The organism is Crocosphaera sp. XPORK-15E (genome assembly GCF_034931425.1).
In the GTDB taxonomy this organism is placed as follows: domain Bacteria; phylum Cyanobacteriota; class Cyanobacteriia; order Cyanobacteriales; family Microcystaceae; genus UHCC-0190.
The window spans coordinates 186,568-209,032 of the sequence record NZ_JAYGHQ010000006.1 but is presented as its reverse complement, the minus strand read 5'-3'; the positions used below and the strand labels follow the sequence as shown (position 1 = coordinate 209,032).

The 22,465-nt window shown below is 37.2% G+C and carries 21 protein-coding genes; 14 read left to right on the top strand and 7 right to left on the bottom strand.

Annotation, left to right across the window (positions count from 1 at the left end; translation table 11 throughout):
- Nucleotides 1-27: 27 nt before the first annotated feature.
- Complete coding sequence (locus VB691_RS07545) at nucleotides 28-990, bottom strand: protochlorophyllide reductase (RefSeq protein WP_323290860.1); 963 nt, start codon at nucleotides 988-990, stop codon at nucleotides 28-30.
- A gap of 228 nt (nucleotides 991-1,218) precedes the next feature.
- On the opposite strand from VB691_RS07545, the gene VB691_RS07540 reads away from it, so the two are divergent.
- A complete protein-coding gene (locus VB691_RS07540) occupies nucleotides 1,219-1,659 on the top strand; it encodes a hypothetical protein (RefSeq protein WP_323290859.1) in 441 nt (146 codons plus the stop codon).
- A gap of 133 nt (nucleotides 1,660-1,792) precedes the next feature.
- Nucleotides 1,793-3,076, top strand: a complete 1,284-nt coding sequence (locus VB691_RS07535) for a TldD/PmbA family protein (protein ID WP_323290858.1) — start codon at nucleotides 1,793-1,795, stop codon at nucleotides 3,074-3,076.
- Here the strand turns inward: VB691_RS07535 and VB691_RS07530 are convergent.
- Entirely contained in the window at nucleotides 3,073-3,246 is a 174-nt protein-coding gene (locus VB691_RS07530) for an elongation factor G (RefSeq protein ID WP_323290857.1), read from the bottom strand. The genes VB691_RS07535 and VB691_RS07530 overlap by 4 nt on opposite strands.
- 266 nt (nucleotides 3,247-3,512) lie before the next feature.
- On the opposite strand from VB691_RS07530, the gene VB691_RS07525 reads away from it, so the two are divergent.
- Nucleotides 3,513-3,806, top strand: a complete 294-nt coding sequence (locus VB691_RS07525; RefSeq protein WP_323290856.1) for a 4a-hydroxytetrahydrobiopterin dehydratase — start codon at nucleotides 3,513-3,515, stop codon at nucleotides 3,804-3,806.
- 143 nt (nucleotides 3,807-3,949) lie between these two features.
- On the opposite strand, the gene VB691_RS07520 is transcribed toward VB691_RS07525, so the two are convergent.
- Nucleotides 3,950-9,898, bottom strand: a complete 5,949-nt coding sequence (locus VB691_RS07520; RefSeq protein ID WP_323290855.1) for a translocation/assembly module TamB domain-containing protein — start codon at nucleotides 9,896-9,898, stop codon at nucleotides 3,950-3,952.
- 182 nt (nucleotides 9,899-10,080) lie between these two features.
- On the opposite strand from VB691_RS07520, the gene VB691_RS07515 reads away from it, so the two are divergent.
- Complete coding sequence (locus VB691_RS07515; protein ID WP_323290854.1) at nucleotides 10,081-11,268, top strand: Ycf66 family protein; 1,188 nt, start codon at nucleotides 10,081-10,083, stop codon at nucleotides 11,266-11,268.
- A 56-nt stretch (nucleotides 11,269-11,324) separates the two neighbouring features.
- Here VB691_RS07515 and VB691_RS07510 read toward each other — a convergent pair whose 3' ends face one another.
- The 3 genes from VB691_RS07510 to folD all read right to left on the bottom strand — a co-directional run bounded on the left by VB691_RS07510 (nucleotide 11,325) and on the right by folD (nucleotide 14,167).
- On the bottom strand, nucleotides 11,325-12,185 hold the full coding sequence (locus tag VB691_RS07510; protein ID WP_416244867.1) for an amino acid ABC transporter substrate-binding protein: 861 nt from the start codon (nucleotides 12,183-12,185) through the stop codon (nucleotides 11,325-11,327).
- Nucleotides 12,172-13,230: an AI-2E family transporter gene (locus VB691_RS07505; protein WP_323290852.1), complete on the bottom strand. Its 1,059-nt coding sequence runs from the start codon at nucleotides 13,228-13,230 to the stop codon at nucleotides 12,172-12,174. Before VB691_RS07505 ends, VB691_RS07510 begins: the two co-directional genes overlap by 14 nt.
- Nucleotides 13,231-13,294: 64 nt before the next feature.
- Complete coding sequence (folD, locus tag VB691_RS07500; protein ID WP_323290851.1) at nucleotides 13,295-14,167, bottom strand: bifunctional methylenetetrahydrofolate dehydrogenase/methenyltetrahydrofolate cyclohydrolase FolD; 873 nt, start codon at nucleotides 14,165-14,167, stop codon at nucleotides 13,295-13,297.
- Between the two features lie 93 nt (nucleotides 14,168-14,260).
- On the opposite strand from folD, the gene VB691_RS07495 reads away from it, so the two are divergent.
- The 4 genes from VB691_RS07495 to rpsN all read left to right on the top strand — a co-directional run bounded on the left by VB691_RS07495 (nucleotide 14,261) and on the right by rpsN (nucleotide 17,194).
- Nucleotides 14,261-14,767 carry a DNA-binding protein gene (locus VB691_RS07495; RefSeq protein WP_323290850.1) on the top strand — a complete coding sequence of 169 codons (507 nt, stop codon included), beginning with the start codon at nucleotides 14,261-14,263 and terminating at the stop codon, nucleotides 14,765-14,767.
- Nucleotides 14,730-15,188, top strand: coding sequence for an NUDIX hydrolase (locus tag VB691_RS07490; protein ID WP_323290849.1), 459 nt, complete (start codon nucleotides 14,730-14,732; stop codon nucleotides 15,186-15,188). The genes VB691_RS07495 and VB691_RS07490 overlap by 38 nt, the downstream gene beginning before the upstream one ends.
- Before the next feature lie 141 nt (nucleotides 15,189-15,329).
- Complete coding sequence (gene ctpB, locus VB691_RS07485) at nucleotides 15,330-16,721, top strand: carboxyl-terminal processing protease CtpB (protein WP_323290848.1); 1,392 nt, start codon at nucleotides 15,330-15,332, stop codon at nucleotides 16,719-16,721.
- Nucleotides 16,722-16,891: 170 nt separating this feature from the next.
- Nucleotides 16,892-17,194, top strand: a complete 303-nt coding sequence (rpsN, locus tag VB691_RS07480) for a 30S ribosomal protein S14 (protein WP_323290847.1) — start codon at nucleotides 16,892-16,894, stop codon at nucleotides 17,192-17,194.
- 238 nt (nucleotides 17,195-17,432) lie between these two features.
- Here the strand turns inward: rpsN and VB691_RS07475 are convergent, their stop codons facing one another.
- A complete protein-coding gene (locus VB691_RS07475) occupies nucleotides 17,433-17,768 on the bottom strand; it encodes a hypothetical protein (protein WP_323290846.1) in 336 nt (111 codons plus the stop codon).
- A 28-nt stretch (nucleotides 17,769-17,796) separates the two neighbouring features.
- Between VB691_RS07475 and aat the strand changes: the two genes are divergently transcribed.
- From aat to VB691_RS07445, 6 genes are all read left to right on the top strand, one after another.
- Nucleotides 17,797-18,378: a leucyl/phenylalanyl-tRNA--protein transferase gene (gene aat, locus VB691_RS07470; protein WP_323290845.1), complete on the top strand. Its 582-nt coding sequence runs from the start codon at nucleotides 17,797-17,799 to the stop codon at nucleotides 18,376-18,378.
- A 648-nt stretch (nucleotides 18,379-19,026) separates the two neighbouring features.
- Nucleotides 19,027-19,896 carry a ferredoxin:protochlorophyllide reductase (ATP-dependent) iron-sulfur ATP-binding protein gene (bchL, locus tag VB691_RS07465; protein WP_323290844.1) on the top strand — a complete coding sequence of 290 codons (870 nt, stop codon included), beginning with the start codon at nucleotides 19,027-19,029 and terminating at the stop codon, nucleotides 19,894-19,896.
- A 189-nt stretch (nucleotides 19,897-20,085) separates the two neighbouring features.
- Complete coding sequence (locus VB691_RS07460; RefSeq protein ID WP_323290843.1) at nucleotides 20,086-20,466, top strand: DUF5331 domain-containing protein; 381 nt, start codon at nucleotides 20,086-20,088, stop codon at nucleotides 20,464-20,466.
- Between the two features lie 3 nt (nucleotides 20,467-20,469).
- Nucleotides 20,470-21,870 (top strand): ferredoxin:protochlorophyllide reductase (ATP-dependent) subunit N, encoded by a 1,401-nt coding sequence (locus tag VB691_RS07455; protein WP_323290842.1) that lies wholly within the window; start codon nucleotides 20,470-20,472, stop codon nucleotides 21,868-21,870.
- 84 nt (nucleotides 21,871-21,954) lie between these two features.
- Entirely contained in the window at nucleotides 21,955-22,206 is a 252-nt protein-coding gene (locus VB691_RS07450) for a hypothetical protein (RefSeq protein WP_323290841.1), read from the top strand.
- Nucleotides 22,187-22,447 carry a Txe/YoeB family addiction module toxin gene (locus VB691_RS07445; RefSeq protein ID WP_323291022.1) on the top strand — a complete coding sequence of 87 codons (261 nt, stop codon included), beginning with the start codon at nucleotides 22,187-22,189 and terminating at the stop codon, nucleotides 22,445-22,447. The genes VB691_RS07450 and VB691_RS07445 overlap by 20 nt, the downstream gene beginning before the upstream one ends.
- The last annotated feature ends 18 nt before the right edge of the window (nucleotides 22,448-22,465 follow it).

The window sequence follows — 22,465 nt, the reverse complement described above, 5'->3', positions numbered from 1 at the left end:
GGGTGGGCATTGCCCACCTTAACTGTTTTAGACTAAACCGACTAATTGTTCACTAAGATCCCACATCCGTTCTGCTTTTTCCTCATCCCTTGCTTGGGGTGAAACCTTCTGCACAAAAGCCTCACGGCCTTTTTTCTGACGATTTCCCCAACTCCAATATGACCCAGACTGGCCATATTCGGGTTTTGTAACCACATCAGCAACCCTTTCACCTGCTAATTCTTGAGACACATAACCCCCTGTAATATTCTTTTGGAACCAGGGAAAAATCTTCTGAAACAAAGGATAATGATTACGGAATAAAGGAGTATCAGCCACACAACCAGGGTAAAGAGAGGTAAAGATAATTCCTGTGGTTTCATGATAGCGTCGGTGTAATTCTCGCATAGTCAAAACATTGCACACCTTACTATCTTTATAGGCTTTCACAGGTTCAAACTTTTTGCCATCAATCATAGTAATGGGGTCTTTAAAACCATTAACAAACCCTTCCAGTTTTCCTAAGTCGGGACGGGGCGGAATTTTGCCCCCTAACTCATCAGGGTTATGGGTGACAGTTCCTAAAATCACTAACCGCTTTTCAGGGGCGGTCGAATTTTTCAGATCCTCTAACATGAGGTTACATAAGAGAAAATGTCCCAGATGATTTGTGGTCATGGTTAACTCGTAACCTTCGGGACTGCGTAAAGGTTCCTTTAACAAAGGCATATAAATGGCAGCATTACACAGCAAAGCATCCAGCGATCGCCCACTGGCTCTAAAATCCTTGACAAACTGTTGCACACTATCTAAACTACCTAAGTCAAGCTGCATCACGCTATAACTATCCATAGGAATATCTAATTCCTTGGCCGCCTGGTGTGCTTTAGGTTGGTTACGACAAGCCATAACAACGTGCCAACCGCGCTTGGCCATGGCTTTAGCCGCGTATAAACCCACCCCTGATGATGCACCTGTAATGACGACGGTTGATTGACGATTTTCTGCCATTATTTTAAGACTCCCTTAAGATTCTATTCGCTATTTCTAGGATCTCACACCACGTTATCAATCGATCACAAAACCCCGATTTTTAAAGAGAGCAAACCAACCATGACTTCGTTACTATTTGGTCAGAAATCGGGTTTTTCAAGCTAGGTGCAAGATTCTGAGAATATGCCAAATTTTGGAAAACCTTGTAAAGTATAAATACTTACTGGAAATGTTTGGAATATAAGTATGAAAACCGTTCAAACTCTGATCATCGCTAGTTTAGTCACTACAGTTGGCTTAATTCCTTTACCCAGTATGGCTCAAATTAAGGATAATCAAGTCAATGCCTTAGTGAAGGCCCTGAAACAAGCTGCACCCCCTAACCGTCCTAATGATGGGATGTATAGTGCTTGGCAAGTTCTACCCAATATTATTCCTAGTTGGACTAAACAATGTGTGGGGAAAGAATTAACCCCTGAACAGTTTGAAAAGGATGCTAAAGCGGCAGAAAAGACCGTTAGTTGTATTGTGAAACGGGAATTAAACAGCCAATATCAGACGACCAAAAATGAGATGAAATCTGTGCAAGGGGTCGCTTGTTGGTGGATGACGGGAAAATATCAAGGTTGCGATCAAGATCCTTCTAAAACCTATGTTCAACGGGTTTTAAGTGCTTATAAACCCTAAAACTATTTGCACAAAGTAGTAGGTTGGGTTGAGGGAACAAAACCCAACACACCAGGGGGTTTTGTTGGGTTTCACTATCGTTCAACCCAACCTACATTGAGCCAAAACCTACTAGATATATTTGTTACTATTTATGACGAAACAAGCCCAAGAATTAATTGATTTAGCCTTAAAAATGGGGGCTTCTCAAGCAGAAGTTTATCATTCCCGTTCCCTCTCTCATCCGGTATTTTTTGAAGCAAACCGTCTCAAACAATTAGAAAGTTCCCAGTCAGAAGGCACTGCTTTACGTCTTTGGAAAAAAGGATGTCCAGGGTTAGCAGTTGCTTATGGAGAAGTGGAGAGTCAAAAATTAGTAGAAAAGGCGATCGCACTTTCTGAGTTAAACAGTCCTGAAACTATCGAATTAAGTGATTCGCGCACTGATATTCATCCCAATATTGGAGAATTTGTTCCGGTTGAAACATTAATTGAAGCGGGAAAAAATGCAATTTCTCAATTACGAGAAGCCTATCCAGAAGCGATTTGTAGCGGTGAATTTTCTTGCGAAGAAGATGTCACTTATTTACTCAATTCTCAAGGGCTTTATTGCGAATATAGTGAAACTTCCATCAATTATTATTTGGGATTAGAATGGGTCAGGGGAGAAGATTTCTTAGGTATTTATGAAGGGGAACAAACCAGAAATCACATTAATACTGATGGGGTTGTTAAAGAGATTTTACAACGTTTAGAATGGGCTAAAGAAAATGTATCACCCGCGACTGGCCGTATTCCTGTGTTATTTACACCCAATGCAGCAGCCATGTTATGGGGAACGGTTGCTGATGCAATTAATGGAAAAGTTGTCTTAGAAAAATCTTCTCCTTGGAGTGATAAATTAGGCGAAAAGGTAATCTCTGAAAAATTAACCATTACGCAACAACCAAATCGAGAACCCTACACTTGTCCGTTTGATGATGAGGGAACTATTACTCAACATTTAGCCCTAATTACTCAGGGAAAATTAGAACAATTTTACAGCGATCGCACCATTGGACACGCTTTAGGTAAAGAAAGCACCGGAAATGGCTTTCGTCCCAGTCTGGGCCGTTATCCTACCCCTAGTTTAGTCAATTTAATTGTTGAACCTGGAACTGATAACTTTAATGAGTTAATTCAACAATTAGATCGAGGTATTATTGTCGATCAAATGTTAGGGGGAGGGGCTGATCTTTCTGGGGAATTTTCGATTAATGTTGACTTAGGTTATGGAGTCAGGAAGGGAAAAATTACGGGCAGAATTAAGGATACAATGGTAACAGGGAACGTTTACAATGCCCTTAAAGAAGTCATTATCCTAGGAAATGATTGCCGTTGGACAGAATCTTGTTACACTCCTTCTATTATTGTCGAAGGGTTATCTGTTATTGGTTAAAACCATTGATGAATATAATCATCTAAATAACTTAAAGAGGGAGTTTCTTTGTTCTTATCGTTAATAGAATGTTTAATGTTCTTTTCTTCAGTTTGATGGTGTTGAGTAATCTGAAGTTCTTTATTATTGGTAAAATGGGGATGCAGCCATTGAGGTAGGGTAAGAGCCATGATAAGTACCGTATTATGGTGATGGAGTTAGTTTAAGGGGAATCCCATGACAAATACTTCCCCCTAATTGACTCATCCAACTGGGTGAGTTTTTCAGAAATTGATTTTTGTTAAGCTGAAAGGGATTAAGAAGTTAGGGACTAGGTATGAAAGGAATTAGAATAATCTTGCTCTTATGTGTGGCAATGTTTCTATTTGTTGTTAGTAACACTTTCCCTGTGAATTCTCAGGCTTCTCTATCTCCTATTGTAAATCATGAAATAGCTATGAGCGATCTTAAAGTATTATCGTCTGAAGAAGTAAAAACTGCCTTAAAACAATTAAATGGTTGGACTGAAAAAGATGGTAAATTACATCGTCAGTTCCAATTTCCATCCTTTGTTGAAGCTTTTGGATTTATGTCTAGTGTTGCTCTAGTTGCTGAATCTATGGGCCATCATCCTGAATGGTTTAATGTTTATAATCGTGTCACGATTGACTTAACGACTCATGATGCGGGAGGTATTACTAATAAAGATGTTGATTTGGCTAAGAAAGCAAATGAATTAGCCAAATTTTAAGAGAAATAAATGTATTAAGAATTAGATTGGGTTGCTTTTCTGACTTGCTCCCTATCTAATTCCAAAGCTTCGGCAATCTGTTCTATATTTAATCCTAATATCATTCTTTCATTATATATACAATAAATTTACTATTACTTGTCTTAAAATTTTGTCTCATAACGAATAGTAGCTTCATTTAACCCATAGTCATAAGAAAACCGAATTAGTGCATTTTCTGGCAAGTCATAAACCGTTTCTAACACAGGATATAAACGTAAATTTGTTAAGCCTAATTTTTTCCCAAATTCAGTCGTTGCTTCATTAGATTCAAAGACCCAATCTTGTAAAAATGGTAAGACAACAACAGCAGATTGTAGGACACCTGCTTCAAGTAATTGGGTAGAATTTTGCCCTTGTAATTGCTCCGCAATATCATATTTTTTTGTCCCAAATAATGTTAAAAGTTCACTATTACTAAGAGGAGGATTACTTGAAAATGAAACAATAGGAGAACGCAGTAAATCTTGAATGGAATTGGTTCCTAAATTATTAACTTCAATACATCTTGCTAGTTGGCGTAACTTCTCAGGAGAAATCTCGGAAGATGCAGGAATTGGGGGACTATTAGCAGATCTTAGTTGACAAACTTGTTCTAATTTTTGACCCAAAGTCGGCAATACTTCACTAGCACTTCCTCGAATTGTTAAGGTGACTTCTGCTGATTTTGCTCGACCACTTTGCACAATATCATCTGTAATTTCATTATCTTTAATCGATTGTAAACCAACTAGGAAAAGATACAGTTTAAGTTCTAAGTCAATACTAGGATTTAATAATCCTTGGTTGGGAAAAAATGTCAAGGTATTTTCATGTTGACGACTGACAAATACACGGGTAATTGGGATATTAACTTGACCCCCATTAATCCTAATTTGTCCTGATGGTTCAAGAGATAGTAATTCAGCAATTGACAAGCTATTTATTTGACCATTTAAAGCTAGATCACCACTCAAATTAAGAAAGACATTAGGGGTTTCACTAAATATGTTTGGTCTTTTATTTATTTTTTGAACTGCGATTTCTTCAAGAGATATCTTAAAATTATTTAATTGAGGGGGAATAACTAGGTTGTTGTTTGAAGCTAATGTTCCTAACCAGTTAACAAAAATTTCTGGCTGATTTTCTGATTTTAGATTGATGTCAGGAACCATTAATTTTCCTTGACTAAACCTTACTTCTCCTCCAATAATTGGGCTAATTAATGCTCCTGTGATTAAGATTTCTCCATTAATTAATCCTTGATAAATTCCAGATTGATTAATTTCATTTTGAGTAATATTAATGGTCAAAGGGTTGGTAATTGGATTATTAGAATTAGGGGGAAATAAAGGGAAAATGCCTCTTGCATTTATCTGATTTTTAGCAAAGTTTGCGGTTAAATCTTCTACGTTAATATTGCCATTTTGTAAGTTTATTTGTCCATTAAGTGTGACGACTGTGGGTAAAAGATTATTAGTAAATTTTGTCTGATCTAAGTTAACAGAAATTTTACTATCATTGTCTAAAGATATCTTAATTTGATTATCAACATAAATTTTACCGTTAAGATCAGCATTAATGCTTCCATTTCCCTCTACCCAAATAATTTGATCCAGGGTAAGAGGTTGTAATAAGGCAAAAGTTTGTTGACCCAAATTTGCTTTAATATCAAAGTAATTATCACGATTTTCTATAATTGGAAAAGGTATATTAGCTGTGATTTTTATAAAGTCTGGATAAGTTGTATTAACCCGAAGTTGATCATCTGTGTAAGCAAACTTTCCCCTTAAATTTTGATTAAGTAATCTAGCATTAATTGCGCCATCATTAAATTCAAACTGTCCGTCAATTTTAGGTTTTGCTAAAGTTCCATTGATCGTGCCTTCAAGGTTAATAATACCATTGACATCACTGGGAATAACAATTAAGTTACGCACAAAATCTAAGGTTAGATTTTGTATTTTAAATTCTGAAGAATCTAAAGAAAATTTAGTATCTTGATAGGCTAAATTAAGGCTTGCATTAACTAAAGCTTGTCCAACTTTAATACTAGGATTTATTTGGATTAACCCATCACTTAACTCTCCTTGAATTGCTAATTTTTCAATAGGAATTACTTGAAAACTTTCCATAACTAATCCCAATGATCTGACAATTGAAGCGGTAGAAGGTTGAGGAGTCCATTGCCATTTATCTCCTTCAAATTGTAAGGAAATTTTAGGATCTTGAAGGGTTCCACTTAAATTAAGTTTAGCTTGATATTTGCCTCGAAAATCTAATTCTCTCGGTAAGTCTCCCGCTTGACTTTCAGCAAAAATTTGTCGAACTTTGCGATCATTATTCCAGAATTGATTGAGTTGTTGATCAAGGGGAGACTCTGCATCTCCTAATGGGTTTGTGCTGATTTTTCCTGCTGTCGTAAAGTTAGGTTTTTTCAGTTGTAATAACCTTAGTAAACTATCCCAGTTAGAGATTTGCAAAGCTGTTAAAATATCTTGGATGTAACCATCATTTATGTTAGCTTTGCCTATAATTTCTTTTGATTTAATATCAAAACTACCCGCAATATTGTAGCTGCTTTCGCCAATATTAAAAATTGTTTCTTCTAATATAAATTTATGGTCTTGATAGATGACATTTGCTTGTAATTTACCGCCTACTATTTTACCAAATCGAGGATCAATAATTGTTATTTTTCCTATCGCTTTTGATTTTGAAGGATTAAAAGTCAAATCAAAATTGAGGTTTCCTCCTAAATAATTAGGCAAACCATAATCCCCTAAGGGCATGATTCTTAATCGTTCTATGGGTAAATTTTCTAGTCTGGCAATTAGGTTATTATCTTGACGATTTCCTTGGGCAATAATGGGAAATTCATTATTATAATCTTGACGAATTTTAAATGATTGAATTGAATAAGGAAAAAGACATTTTTCTTGTAAACAAGGTTCAAAAAAAGCACTTATAACGTCTTGTTTCCCTTGTAAGTTTATTGATATTTTTTTAGATAAGTCTATTTCTACTTTTCCTTGTAAAATAGGTTCAAAAATTAACTCATTAAAGCTCAATGCTGATAATTTTAGATCTCCATTTAATTGTAAATTACCTGGAGAAAAAGGAGCAGTTAATATATTATTGCCTGCTAATTTTCCGTTAAATTCTCCGACTCCTTCTAGTTGAAATTTTGTGGGCAATAATTTTCGATTAATCGGAATTTTAGCTAAGATTTTATCGAGAGGAAAGATGTTTAAGTCAAATTTTGTATCTACGTTAAATAATAGGTTTTTAATATCAGGAACAGTCCATAAATCAGAAACTAATAAGGAGCCATTAGCTTGTAAGTTTTTGTCTCCTAAATTAAGGGAAGCACTTTCTACTTTGATCGGCAATAGTGTTTCAGATGAGAAAATTAAATTTAGCGCAATGGAAGTCTTAATTTCTGCATTAAGTCTTTCAGATATTGATGATGAAAAAAGTTCAGAATTAAGACTTGATAAATTAATATTTTTTGCTTTAATATTAGACGTTATTTGATTATTATTAAATTTATTAGATAGGGTAACTGTCCCTTCGGCAATTTCTAATTCTGCTTCGGTATAACCCTCAAGACTACTAAGATCAAAAGAAAGCACCGATGATAAACTAGCAGTTAAATTAGTTTGAGCTTTTTTGACTTTAATACTAGGATAAGATTCAAAAATTAAAGGAGTCGTTATGAAGGGGGTTGTTGTGGCATTAATTTTGATAATTCCTTGGTTTAATTGACTGTTAGCTATGATAGTTTGATTATCAATTAATAGCTCTGTATTTGCTCTGATTTGTACTGTATTAAAGTTGGGTTTTGTTCCCGAAAATAAAAGCGATCGCAGATTGGTTTTTAAGTCAATTTCACTCTTAACAATATTAACGGGAATAGGAAGCTGAGAAAACACCTGATTAACCGATAAATTGTTAATATTAGCAACCCCTTCTAAGGACTCTCCTTGTAAATTTCCCCTTGCAGTAATGCGACTATTTCCTATATTTAATAGAACATTACCATTACCTTTAAGTGCATTTAAGTTAAGGGTTGAATTTTGCCAAATTGTTGTTAAGTCACCCAATAAATTGATTTGAGCATTATTTAAGGTGACAGGAATTGTTAACTGAGGTAAAAATGAATTGATCGGTAATTGTAAGGTTGTTAATGATGTGATAAAATTCCCTTGTTGGATTTGACTATTAATCGAAATTTTACCTTGATCAATCGATAATAAGAGATTAGAATCTATTTTAAGAGATTGTAGGATGGGTTGATTAAAGTTCCCTGCTAAGCGAATATTTCCGTTATTTAAGATAATATTTTGAGGACATTGAAAAGGCTGATTTTGACAAAAAATAGCAGCAAAAGAATTTAACTCTAATTTCTCTGTCAACAAAGAAACTTGCCATTGTGTATTTTTTAAGTTTCCCCTTCCTGTGACATTAATAGTTCCCTTTTTTGTCTTAATTACTGTATTATTTAAAAGTAAATTATTTTGTTTAATAAAAATGTTTCCTTGACCAACAACTTCAGTATTTAATTGTTTTAAGTTTCCCGAAGTTTGCCATTTAATTAAACCATTAAGATTTTCGAGAGTACCTTTAACTGTTCCTTCTGCTTTCAACAAATCTAAATTTAATTGATTAGGTAACTTGTAATAAGCATTAATCAGGGTTTGACTCGGTAATTTTGTTTGAAAATTTAACTCAAAAAGTAAGGTTTTAAAATTAATTTGTTTCTTTTCTTTAATTAATTTAGTTAGATTTTGTTTCAGTTTTCCTTGCGCTTTAATCTCTCCTCCTCCTTGGGTTTCAATTTGCAAGTTTTGCAATAAAAAATCATCAAAATTAACTTGAAACTCAGCCGCAATCTTTTTAATAGGAGTTTGAGCAACTTCAATTATTTTATTATTAACAATTTTCCCCTTTAATAAAGGATCTTGAAGCATTCCTGTTAGGTTAAGATTTGCTTCAAACTCTCCCTTAAGCTTAAAAGGAAAAGAAAACGGAACAACCTGACGAATATTACTAACACTTAAATTCCGAACAGCAATATTAATATTACTTCCCGTCTTCCAATCATAATAACCTTGAATATTTGTGAGAATTTTTCCTAAACTAATTTGAGCTTTGTCAATTAAAATTTTATCCTTATTAAAAGAAATATTAGCCAAAGCCTTAATCGGTTCTTTTAATGCTTTAACTTGTCCTCGAAACTCTCCTAAAGCTAGATTTCCCTTACCTTGAGTTTCCCTCAAATTTTCAATAGATGGCACATTAAGATTAAGATTTGCTTGTAAATCACCTCCCACAACTTCCACCGGAAAATTAGGCAATAAAGACATCACTGCTGGTAAAGCTAACTTATTCAAGGTTAACTCAATTTCACTTTGGGTTGTAGCAATTAATGTTCTCCCTTTTAGGGTAATTTCGTCAGTATCAAAAAAGCCAAGATTAATGGCATATTTCCATTGTTTTTCTCCCTTTTCTTGATAAGTTGCCTTACCCTTCAATTTCACCTTAACCGGATTCTTCGCATTCTGAGGAAATAAAGCAATATCAGTGTTTTTTATATCAAAAGTTAAATCTAAATCAAGAGGAATTAGTTCATCATTTACCTCTACCGTTAACCATTCATCTTGAGACTTTTGACGAATTTCAACCTGAACATCTTCAGGAGAAATTGTAATCGGTAAAGTTCCCTCAAATAAAACAGCGAGGGGATTAAACTTAATAATGACAGTTTTTGCTATTAATTTATTTTTCTGTTGAGAAGTCGCTGGAATCGAAGCCATATCTAGGTGTAAACTGGTCAAAGAAAAGCCCTTTAACTCCCCAATTTCCACCGGACGATTAATGACTTGACTGACTTGTTCTTCTAACCAAGGAGGTAAATATTCCCGCAAAAATAAACGTAACCCCCCATAAGCAAGGAGAATTAAAGCAAAAGAGGTGGTTCCCACCGCGATAGTTTTGGGTTGTCTCACCAGTCTCAGAAGACGGTTAAGACGACGAGAAAGGGAGTCTTGAGGCGTTGGAGACTGACTCATAGGGTTCACCCCGAAACGAGAGAGAGAGGACTTGTGCTGCGATCATTGATCTCGCTAAGCAAAACAAGATTTTGTTGATTAATCTAACTTACTTTGTAAAATTATTTATCAGAATTGATGAACAAGAACAGGCAAGATGCCTCACAATAAGAAAGAGAAACCACCAAAGGAGTAACCCACAGATGTTGGCATACATCCTAGCGATCGCCATTGCCCTTGCAAGCTTAAGTCTTTATTTATCGGCATTTTTCTTACCAGAACTACATCGAAAAGATGACTTTCTCTGGAGTGGTGTCGGTTTATTCTACGCCCTCATTTTGTGGGTATGTGCAGGAAGAATGACAGGAGGAGTCTTGTTAGGCCAAGCTGCTGCTGTAGCCTTGATGTTATCCTTTGGTTGGCAAACAGTTCGCTTACGACGGGCGATCGCCCATCCTGATGAACAAACTGATCTTAGCGGATTTTCTTTGCTAACTTGGGTACAAAACCGTCTGGGAAGAAAAACCCAACCTGTCCCCCCCACAGTGGTTGAAACACCTACCCCGGTTACAGAAGAAACGGAGGAACCCACAATTCCTCAAGAGGAAGTAATTTCTCAACCCCAAGAAACCCCCGAAATGGAAACCTCAGAAGTTGCGGAGGAAATGACCTTAGAGGAAGTCCTAGAGGTCGCTGAGACAAGAGAAACCCCTGTTACCATAGAGGAAACTGAAACCTCTGAAACAGAACCCTTATCCGAACCCCTTATGACGGAAACGGAGACTGAGACTGAAGCAGAATTATCATCCGATGTTCCCCCTCAACCAGCAAGCAAAAAACAGGGATTTTCCTGGAAATCTTGGTTTGGGTTTGGGAAATCTAAGTCTCAACCTGTTTCTAAACCCTTACCAGAAAAGGAAAAAGAGATAGAAGCAGAAAACTGGGAAGATGAAGATGAAGATGAAGATGAATCATTAGAAATTGAAGAAACTATCCCAATTTTTGTCGAAACAACTGAAGAAATTACAAGGGAAGAAACAAACTGGGATGACGACAAAGAAGAAGACTTGTCAGAAGTTGTAGCAGAAACCATTGCAGAAATTTCTGAAGAAACTACAATTTCATCGGAAGTTGTTCTAGAAAAAACAACTAATCAACCCGAAACCTTAGAACAATATACGGCTGATTTTGAACCATTTATTGCTGATGAAGAAGCAGAAACACTGATTGAAAGTTATCAACCGAAACTGGAGAAAGTGGCAACTGAAACCATTAACATAGAACCAGAAACCACCCCAGAAACCCCACCTTTTCCCGTTAATTCTGCCGAGACTACTGAACAAGCAGAAAAGGTTGAAGAAACTCCAGAAAACTCAGAAGATACAAAATAATTAAAGCCCGCGAAGGCGGGCTTTGTTTATATAGCCTAACCCTTCAGGGTTTAAAATTAGGTTTGTGTCTGACAAAAAGATTCTATGTCCTTAATTTGCGGTAAAGTTTCTCCAAACCACTGTTCAAAACTGCTTCTACTGGCAGAATTTTTGATAACTGAGTCCACAAAATTTAACCATTCAGGATCATTTTTGGGCAAAATTAAGCCATAATTTTCGCAGTCTAAGGGGTATTTAGGCAGCAAAACATAGTCTTTGTTGATCGCCAAGCCCTGGATTAATGCTTGTCCTATTAATAAAATGCCATCACTAGCAAATGCCTCTATTTTACCCGCTTGTAAGGCTTGTATACCTCGAAAACGACCGGTAACGCCTTGAAACTCTACCTGATTTGCCAAGGGATATTTTTGAGAAATTAATTGTTCATTAGTCGTATTTCTTAAGACACCAATTAACACATTTTCTAAGGTACTATTTGAGTTGATTGATTGTTCATTTTCCGCCTTGACAAGTAGTTGAGTACCCGTCCAAAAGAAAGGAGAAGAAAATTGAATATTATAGTCAGAAATAGCACGAATTGTATTAGGGCCACATTCAAAATCAACAATGCGATCGCCGACTAATTCAAAGCGATTAAATAGGGTTGATTTATATAACTTAATAGCGATTACTTTTTTGTTTAATTTACGTTGTAATTCCCCTCGAAGAACTGCGATAAAATCTAAACATAATCCGTTTAAATCTCCGTTAATATCTCGATAACCAAAGGGGACTGCATCTTCTCGAATACCTACTTTAAGTAACCCTGTTTGATTAATTTTTTCTAACACCGTTTCTGTTTGTGCATTGGTAGGTAAAGATAAAAGAGACAAAAAAAGTAAAGGTGTTAAGCTCAATAATTGTTTAAATTTTATCATCATATTCAACAACATTAATCAATTGATTCCAAGGATCTAAAATATCTTTAAATAAGACTTCTTCAATCCAAGTTTTAGCCACAACTGCTAAAGGGAGAGCTAATAATAAGCCTAAGATACCAAAAGCTTGAGCAAAGAAAATTTGTGCCATTAAAGTAACTGCTGGTAAAAGGGAAACTTGTTTGGCCATTACTGTTGGGGTTAACCAATAACTTTCGATATTTTGAATGATAAAATACCAAACAATAATTGCCCAAATTTTCCAAGGAGAATCAAGTAATGCTACCATAATGGGAAAAACTACACTCGCTGCTGGGCCGACATTGGGAATCAAATTTAATAACCCCGCTAATATAGCATGAACTAAGACTAATTTAACTTGTAAAATCCATAAACCTAAACCACTTAACGTCGCAATAAATAAGCAATTAATTGTAATTCCTATTAACCAGTTACCTAAAGCAATTTCAGAAATATCTAGAATTTCATCTCCTCTTATTCGATAAAAAGACGGAAATAACTTGAGAAAAGCTTTTCGATATCTTTGGGGATCAATAATCATCATAATCGTTAGGACAAAAACAAAAATTAATTGTAAAATCGCCACAAAAGAATTAGAAAATAACTTGAAAAAATTCTTAAATATTGCCGTTGACAACGGTTGTAATTGGTTAATTAAATCCGTTAAAGATGGGGTAGAAGACAACCAAAAAAAACGACTTTCTTGCTCACTCAATGAGATTAATGTCTCTCTTAATTTTCCCCAAATATTCGGTAATAAATCAAGTAAATTTTGAAACTGATCGATAAAGGGAGGAACCACTAAACCAAAGAAAAGAACAGTTAATAAAATCAGGCTACTAATAGCAATAAAAATTCCTAGATTTCGTTGAATTTTAAACCGTTGTAGCCATTTTATTAGTCGATTAAGTGCCGTCGCAAAAATAACTGCCGTAAAAATAAGTAAAAGCAGTTGTCTAATTTGCCAAAGAATATAACCGGAAATGACTAAGCTAGATAACCCAATCCACTGACCAAAATTCACGGTTTCATTGCCAATAAAAATTAATGTTGATTAACCGTAACACAGCCTTCTAGACTGTCACAACTCAAACTTGTTGGCTATAACTTAAAACAGTATTCTGTAATAACATCGCCACCGTCATCGGGCCAACCCCTCCAGGGACAGGAGTAATATACTCAGCGACTGCTGCCACAGAATCAAAGTCAAAATCCCCCACCAACTGAGAAGCCCCATCCGCCCTAATTATACGATTAATTCCCACATCAACAGCCACGGCCCCCGGTTTAACCATTTCCCCAGTAATCAATTCCGGTTTTCCCACCGCAGCAATGATAATATCTCCTTGACGGGTCATTGCTCCTAAATCTGGAGTACGAGAATGGGCAATTGTTACCGTTGCATTTTTCTCCAACAACATCAAGGCCAAGGGTTTTCCTACTAAAATACTACGTCCTACCACAACCGCGTGTTTACCTGCGACCTCAATCTGATATTCTTCTAGAAGATTCATGACTCCGGCTGGGGTGCAACTGCGTAGCCCTTTTTCTCCCCGCACTAATCGGCCTAAATTCATAGGATGGAGGCCATCAGCGTCCTTATCAGGAGCGATCGCCAGCAATAAGGCAACAGTATCCAAATGAGCAGGTAAAGGCAACTGAACCAAAATCCCATCTACCCGTTCATCTTGATTAAGTTCCTTAATTAAAGACTCCACCTCTTGTTGAGAACTTTGGTGGGGTAAATGACGGCCAAAAGAAGCGATACCCACCTTAGCACAAGCCCGTTCCTTATTGCGAACATAAACCGCACTCGCGGGGTCATCTCCGACCATAACTACGGCTAAACCAGGAGGACGACCGATTTTAGGCTGTAACTGTTCAATCGAAGCTTTGAGTTCAAGCTGAATTTTTTGGGCTAATGCTTTACCGTTTAACAAAGAAGCAGTCTTAGGAGCCATGAATAATTGTCAGTAAATTTTGGAACGTAGGAGCATTCTGAAGTGTCCTATTGGTTAAGATATCTCAAGAAGGTCAAGCTAATCACGGTCATCATGAAAATTTTAAACATTCGAGGGGTTCATGGTGGAATATTATCCCTCCTGGTGGGGGGACTGGTTGGTTGTACCCCACTTAATTATTTAGGGTTAGCACAAACCCCCCTTACTCCTATTCGGGAAATTTCCCCCCAAACCAACCCACAAACCACTCCAGAAGCAGGAATTATTTACATAGAGGGAAAAGTCGTTGATCGGGCCCCTTTTATGGAAAGCGGTTCCTATCAACTCCAGGATGCCACAGGGACAGTTTGGGTACTGACTAATGGCGACCTTCCCCAAACGGGGCAAGAGATCATAATAAAAGGAAAAGTGGCCTATCAATCGATTCCCATTGGGGGCCAAGATGTGGGGGAATTGTATATTGTTGAGGTAGAAAAACTTGACACCCCTCCTGTCGCTTCCTCTCCTGTCGCTCAACCTGTGTCCTCTCCCCAAGTTAAACCCACACCACAAACGAATTTCGATGAATTCCTCCTCCCCCATAAGCGTAACGCCAAATAGTGTCATCCCTGTCGTTGCTCTTGCTATCCTGCATCAAGACGGTCACTTTTTAATGCAGTTGCGAGATGATATTCCCACCATTCTCTATCCCGGCCATTGGGGATTTTTTGGGGGTCATCTAGAACCCAACGAAACCCCAGAAGAAGGAGTTAAACGAGAAATATGGGAAGAAATTAACTACAATCTGCAAAATCCCACTATCTTTGATTGTTATGCCGATGAACGGGCCATTCGTCATATTTTCCATGCTCCTCTCACTGTTCCCCTAGAACAGCTAATCTTACAAGAAGGGGCCGACTTGGAATTAGTGCCGCCTCAAGATATTGAAAAAGGACAATGTTATTCAGGAAAACTTGACAAAGTTCGTCCTCTCGGCGCAATTCATCAAAAAATTTTACTCGATTTCTTAAATTCCCACTAAAGTAGAACAAAGGAGGAACATCATAACCCCAAGGTTGATCTATAACTTACCCTGAATTAAGTTTTAATTTGTAACTCCTCAGCCCTCACTGGCTTAACTAACACCTTCTCACCTAATTCCCGTTTGACCTTGATAAATACTATGAATAACTGTATAAAACGCCTCAGCCTCAATCACCCTTTACTCTGGGGAGGAATCGTCGCTACGATTTCCCTACATAGCTTCACATCTCCCGCTTTGAGTGCGCCCCAACCCGAAGTGTTAGAAGATAATCCTAAAGCCATGGTCGATGAGATGTGGCAAATTGTTAATAATGAGTTTGTCGATCGGAACTTTAATCGGGTTGATTGGCAAGAAAAACGACGGGAATTACTCAGCCAAGACTATGCTAACCCCAAACAAGCTTATAAAGCGATTCGGGACGCTCTCAAAGACTTAGGCGACCCCTATACTCGCTTTTTACCCCCTAATGAATTTTCTGTCCTCACCAGTCAAACCTCTGGGGAGTTATCAGGAGTAGGTGTCCGACTAGCCCTCGATAAACGTACTAGCCAACTTTATGTGGTAGAAGCTGTCAGAAATTCCCCCGCTATGGAAGCAGGGCTTAAACGCGGCGATCGCCTGATTCGGATCAATGGCAAACCCACCGCCTTAATGACCTTAGATCAGGCCCAAGAAGAAATTACCGGAGAAGTAGGCACAGAAGTTAGTTTACAGTTATCTCGGCGGGAAAAAGGGGTGTTTCAAGTCACTCTCAAACGCGCTCAGATTGAAATTGCTTCCGTGACTTATTATCTCAAAGAAGATGAAAAACATCGCATTGGTTATATCAAGCTAGATGAATTTAGCTCCCATGCGGCTGAACAAATGAAACAAGCGATCGAAGAGCTAGGACAGCAACAGGTTTCTGGTTTCATTTTAGACTTACGGGGTAATCCTGGGGGACTCCTCTTTTCTAGCGTCGATATTGCCCGTCTCTGGCTCCAAAAAGGAGAAATCGTCAGTACCATTGATCGTAAAGGCGGCGATCGCCATTTTTCAGCCAATGGTACATCAATCACAGATTTACCTTTAGTGATCTTAGTGGATGAAGGTTCGGCCAGTGCCAGCGAAATTTTGACGGGTGCGCTCAAAGAAAATGGACGGGCCACCATTGTTGGTACAACTACTTATGGCAAAGGGACAGTGCAATCAGTACATTCTCTCTCGGATGGTTCAGGTTTAGCTGTTACCATTGCCCGTTATTATCCCCCTAGCGGTACGGATATTAATCATAAAGGGATTAATCCCGATGTTTATCTTGACTTAACTATGGATCAACAAGTTCAGTTAAGAAATGATCCAACCCTAATGGGAACCGATGCTGATCCTCAATATAACCGTGCGCTCTCGATTTTAAAGAGTGAATCTGCTCCTCTCTCAACGCCAGCAACTCCCAAACCCGTTGGCCTTCGTTGGCAACAATTACGTCAAACAGTTCAAGATCCTAATCCTCGCTGGGAGAGAATGCAAGAAAAAGTCACCGATAATTAGGGTGATGGGGCCACGGGACAATGGACAAATTTTATCCGTACTCCCGGTTGATGAGCTTAGTCGAATCACACCTCCCCACTCCCTTTCAACCGACATCTATTGTCCTGGGCGAAAATTTTGATAAGATAGGAAATAGTGTCTTTAATTAGAAAATTCTAAACTGAACCCCTATGGCTAAAAAAAGCTTGATCGAACGCGAGAAAAAACGTAAACGCTTAATTGATAAGTATGCAGATAAGCGAGAAGCTCTGAAACAAGAGTTTAACAATGCTGAAGACTACGAAGAAAAAATCGAGATTCATCGTCAAATACAACGTTTACCCCGTAATAGTGCGCCCAACCGTCTTCGTAACCGTTGTTGGTTAACAGGCCGCTCTAGAGGATATTATCGGGATTTTGGCTTATCCCGTAATGTTCTACGAGAATGGGCCCATGAAGGGTTACTTCCTGGGGTAGTTAAATCTAGCTGGTAAGCTTCTCCTCATGCTGTCAAGGAATGATTGAAATGATTGGGACAGTCCCTTGCAACAATTGACAATGAACAATGGACAATTGACAATTACCTCTACCTAAAAGGTAGAGGATTGAAAATAAGGAAAAATTTTTTAATTTCTCCCCTTAAAAGAGGAGGTTTTAAACCAAATTAACCAATTGTCAATTGTCCATTGTCAATTGTCCATTGATAAAAAGGATGTCCCTAACCCTTGATAGCTAACTTTCTCCACAGCAACGATCAATACCTAAACTATCAAGAATTAAGTCACTGACTGCATTAGCGACAGCAAACTCACTAAAAAATGATTCTCGAAAGTCAAAAGCTTGCATTTCCGTCACAATGGCAATGACTAGGGAACCTAAATCATTTTCCCCTTCTAGTCGCTGACGCACGAAAATTTGAGCGGCCCTTTTAGCAATATTTTCGTTGACTTTTTCAGGGATAAATTCTTGATCTAGCCAGTTTTGCAAAGCTATCTGTAACCATTCCCCTTCTTGTTGGGGATGGCGAATTGGGGGTAAAGTAATGGGAGGAATCGGTTCAACCGTCATGGAAATTTATTAACTACGGAAATCTACGATGGAATTTGCCGAAGATCTAGACCCCATTATACAGGGATATGCTCAAGGTTACTTTTTGATGACTGATGAACAAAATGTTCTGGGTTGGTATTCCAGTCGTCAACGGGCCTTAATGCCCTTAGATGAGGCTTTTCGCTATCCTAAATCTCTGCAACGGGTTTTGAATCAAGAACAGTTTTCTGTGGCGATTAATCGGGATTTTTTAGGGGTTTGTCAGGGTTGTGCTAATCGAGATGTTACTTGGATTTCTCCTGAATTAATTGAAATTTATTATCAGCTACATTTGGCCGGGTTTGCCCATAGTTTTGAAACTTGGCAAGGGGACGAATTAGCGGGGGGAATTTTGGGCCTTACTCTTGGGGGTGCTTTTATTGGAGAATCGATGTTTTATCGCATTCCCAATGGCTCTAAAGTGGCTATGGTAAAGTTAGTAGAACATTTAAAAGCCAGAGGGTTTATCTTATTTGATGCCCAATTACAAAATGAACATTTAGAAAGATTTGGCTCTTATTTAGTCAGTGATAAAGAATATCAAATTTTATTGCAAAAAGCGTTAAATATTCCTTGTATTTTTGTTTAAACCTCAAAAATCTGTTTTGCTGTTAATTTTAAATCAGGACATCAAGGGTAGGGGCATGGCATTAGTAATCTTACTCTTAAAACCATCAACTTATTATCGCCATGCCCCTACAAATTAATGGTGTACTTCAAAAAGTTGCAAAATGCTGTAATTTAAAAACCCGAACCGACAAAATTGTAATTATTCTTTATAAAAATCTTGCTACCGAGATAGTAAGGCAAACAATTGACCAAAATCTGCCTATTTTTCGTTACATTTCTTAATTATTTGAGGGTTTAACTCTAGTTTTTTGGAGGTTAAAAATATTCTCTAAGCTTTAATTAACAAGGAGCGTAGCCATTGTAACGATTGTTTAAGAAAGGTTGACAAAGATACTATTTTCTTTTGTACCTTATTATATTAATACAAAACACAAAATCTAATTTTAAGGTAATTATTAGAATAGACTTGATTATAAAATTAAAAAATTTATTTTACTCTTATATAATCTTAATAGCTCTTGTTTAAGCCTAAAATTATTTGAGTAGACACTTTCAATTATTGGCCATTTGCCCCATAATGCGAGTAATGAGATTGACAAACCCACTGCCCTCATAAAGCAGTGATAAGGAAAACCAGATTTATTTGATCACACAGGAGACTCGAACCTTGACTTTAACACTCGCAGTTTACGGAAAAGGCGGTATCGGCAAATCTACCACTAGCTGTAATATTTCCACAGCATTAGCCAAACGGGGTAAAAAAGTGCTACAAATTGGCTGTGATCCTAAACATGACAGCACATTTACTCTGACTGGGTTTCTTATTCCTACTATCATTGACACCCTACAAGAAAGAGATTTTCATTACGAAGATATTTGGCCAGAAGATGTTATTTATAAAGGTTATGCAGGAGTAGACTGTGTAGAAGCAGGTGGCCCCCCCGCAGGTGCAGGTTGCGGTGGTTATGTAGTAGGAGAAACGGTTAAATTACTCAAAGAATTAAATGCTTTTGATGAGTATGATGTCATTCTTTTTGATGTCTTAGGTGACGTTGTTTGTGGTGGTTTTGCTGCACCTTTAAACTATGCAGATTATTGTTTAATTGTGACAGATAATGGTTTTGATGCCTTGTTTGCTGCTAACCGTATTGCTGCTTCCGTAAGAGAAAAAGCAAGAACCCATACTTTACGTTTAGCGGGTTTAATTGGTAATCGGACTTCTAAGCGTGATTTAATTGATAAATATATAGAAGCGGTTCCCATGCCTGTGTTAGAAATTCTGCCATTAATTGAAGATATCAGGGTATCTCGTGTTAAGGGTAAAACCTTGTTTGAAATGACAGAAACTGACCCATCTCTTGAGTATGTTTGTAATTACTATTTAAACATTGCAGACCAATTATTAGCAATGCCTGAAGGGGTAATTCCTAATGATGCTCAAGACAGGGAATTATTCACTTTATTGTCTGATTTCTATCTTAACCCTCAAGCTCCTGTTAAGTCAGAAGAAGAAGCATTAGATCTAATGATGGTTTAACCGTTTAATTGTAGGTTGGGTTAGCGATAGCGTAACCCAACATTTTACGGTTGTTTTGGTTGTGTTTTGTTGGGTTTCGTTCCTCAACCCAACCTACAGGTTACTTGATTTTTTCTCTGAGGTGATACAAATTCTCGTTAGTGAGGGAATACTAAACATAGTTACTCTTGCTAATAAGGACACTTAATCATGATTACTTTTGAAGAAACCAAGGCCACTTTACCAAATAAATGGTTAGATTACTATCAAATTAACCGTTCTTGGATTAGATCTTTAATGGACTCTAGAAGTTGGTGGCGTAAAACAACTGATGATGGTAAACGTCCTTGTGCTGATATCATTTTGGGCGCAATTACGGCCCTAGAACCAAAATTATCGATTTGGATGCCACCTTTTTGTCAACTTAATTCTGATGGAGACAAGCTGATAGAAGTTTTGGGATTACATTTTGATCCTGAGAAGGAACTAAAAAAAAGAGCAGAAGAAAGGGCAAAATTACCTCCAGTAGCACCATCAGAAATCGATGAAATCGAACGAATTAGACAACAATTAAGCAAAGGAGAAATCTAAATTATGACTGCTGTACAAGAACCCACCGCCTTACAATTTGAATGCGAAACAGGTAATTATCACACCTTTTGTCCTATTAGTTGCGTTGCTTGGTTATACCAAAAAATTGAAGATAGTTTTTTCTTAGTCATTGGCACAAAAACCTGTGGTTACTTCCTGCAAAATGCCATGGGAGTCATGATTTTTGCTGAACCACGTTATGCGATGGCAGAATTAGAAGAAGGAGACATTTCTGCTCAATTAAACGATTACGAAGAACTCAAAAGATTGTGTCTGCAAATTAAACGCGATCGCAACCCCAGTGTAATCGTTTGGATCGGTACTTGTACCACCGAAATCATTAAAATGGACTTAGAAGGTTTAGCCCCCAAATTAGAGGGAGAAATCGGTATTCCTATCGTAACAGCAAGAGCAAACGGTTTAGATTATGCCTTTACTCAAGGGGAAGATACCGTCTTAGCTGCAATGGCCCATAAATGTCCTCAAACTGCCAAAGCAGAGGGAGAAAAAGAAGAAAGAAATGCCATTCATAAACTCTTAAACTTTGGACGGAAGAAAGAAGATATTAAACAAGAAGAATCCGAATATAAGGATCATCCTCCCTTAGTTATGTTTGGATCTTTACCCGATCCAGTTGTTACCAATTTAACCCTAGAATTGAAGAAACAAGGCATAAAAATTGCTGGTTGGTTGCCATCAAAACGGTATACAGAATTACCTGTAATTGATGAGGGTTATTATGTCAGTGGAGTTAACCCATTCCTATCACGAACCGCTACAACTTTAATGCGTCGTCGGAAGTGTAAATTAATCGGTTCACCCTTTCCCATTGGCCCCGACGGAACCCGCGCTTGGATTGAAAAAATTTGCTCAGTTTTTAACATTGAACCCCAAGGTTTAGAGGAAAGAGAAGCACAAATTTGGGAGAGTTTAGAAGATTATCTCCAGTTAATTCGCGGTAAATCTGTCTTCTTCATGGGAGATAATTTATTAGAGGTTTCTTTAGCCCGTTTCTTAATTCGTTGTGGGATGACTTGTCAGGAAATTGGTATTCCTTACATGGACAAACGTTATCAACAAGCAGAATTAGCTTTTCTAGAAAAAACTTGTCAAGAAATGGGAGTTCCTCTACCAAAAATTGTGGAGAAACCCGACAATTATAATCAAATTCAACGCATTTATGAATTAAAACCAGACTTAGTTATTACGGGAATGGCCCATGCAAACCCCCTAGAAGCAAGAGGAATTAATACTAAATGGTCAGTAGAATTTACCTTTGCACAAATTCACGGGTTTACTAATGCGCGGGATATCTTAGAATTAGCAACTCGTCCTTTACGTCGTAATAATAACCTAAAAGAATTAGGTTGGGAGAAATTAGTCAAAGAAGAAGCTAAAATCTAATTAGTAGGGTGGGCAATGCCCACCCTACAAGTTATTTTAAAGTAAGTATCATTATCTAAAATAATTTATCGTAAAGGTAAAATTATGCTTAAAGGATTAAAACAAAAGGTAATTGTTGGCAAAAATGGCAAAATTGAACTTCCTACAACCGAACTTGTTGAAGGAACAACAGTAGAGATAATTATTTTAGTTGAACCCCAAAATGAAGAAGATGAAACAACCTATCTTCTTAAGTCAGAAGCTAATAAAAAACAATTAATAAAAGCTTTAGAAAATGCTAATCAAGGTAATTTAATTGAAATTGATTTAGATGAATATGAGAAAAATTACCTTTGATCCTGAAGCTTTTGAACAGTTAGGAACATGGGGAATAGAAGATAAAAAAATCTTCAAGAAAATCTTAACTTTAATTAGAGATGCACAAAGAAACCCCTTTTCAGGATTAGGAAAACCAGAACCCTTAAAATATGAATTAAAGGGATGTTGGTCAAGACGGATAACTGATGAACATCGATTAGTATATAAAGTAGAAGAAGATTCACTAATCATTCTATCTTGCAGATATCATTATGATTAGAACTGAAAAAGTGACTTC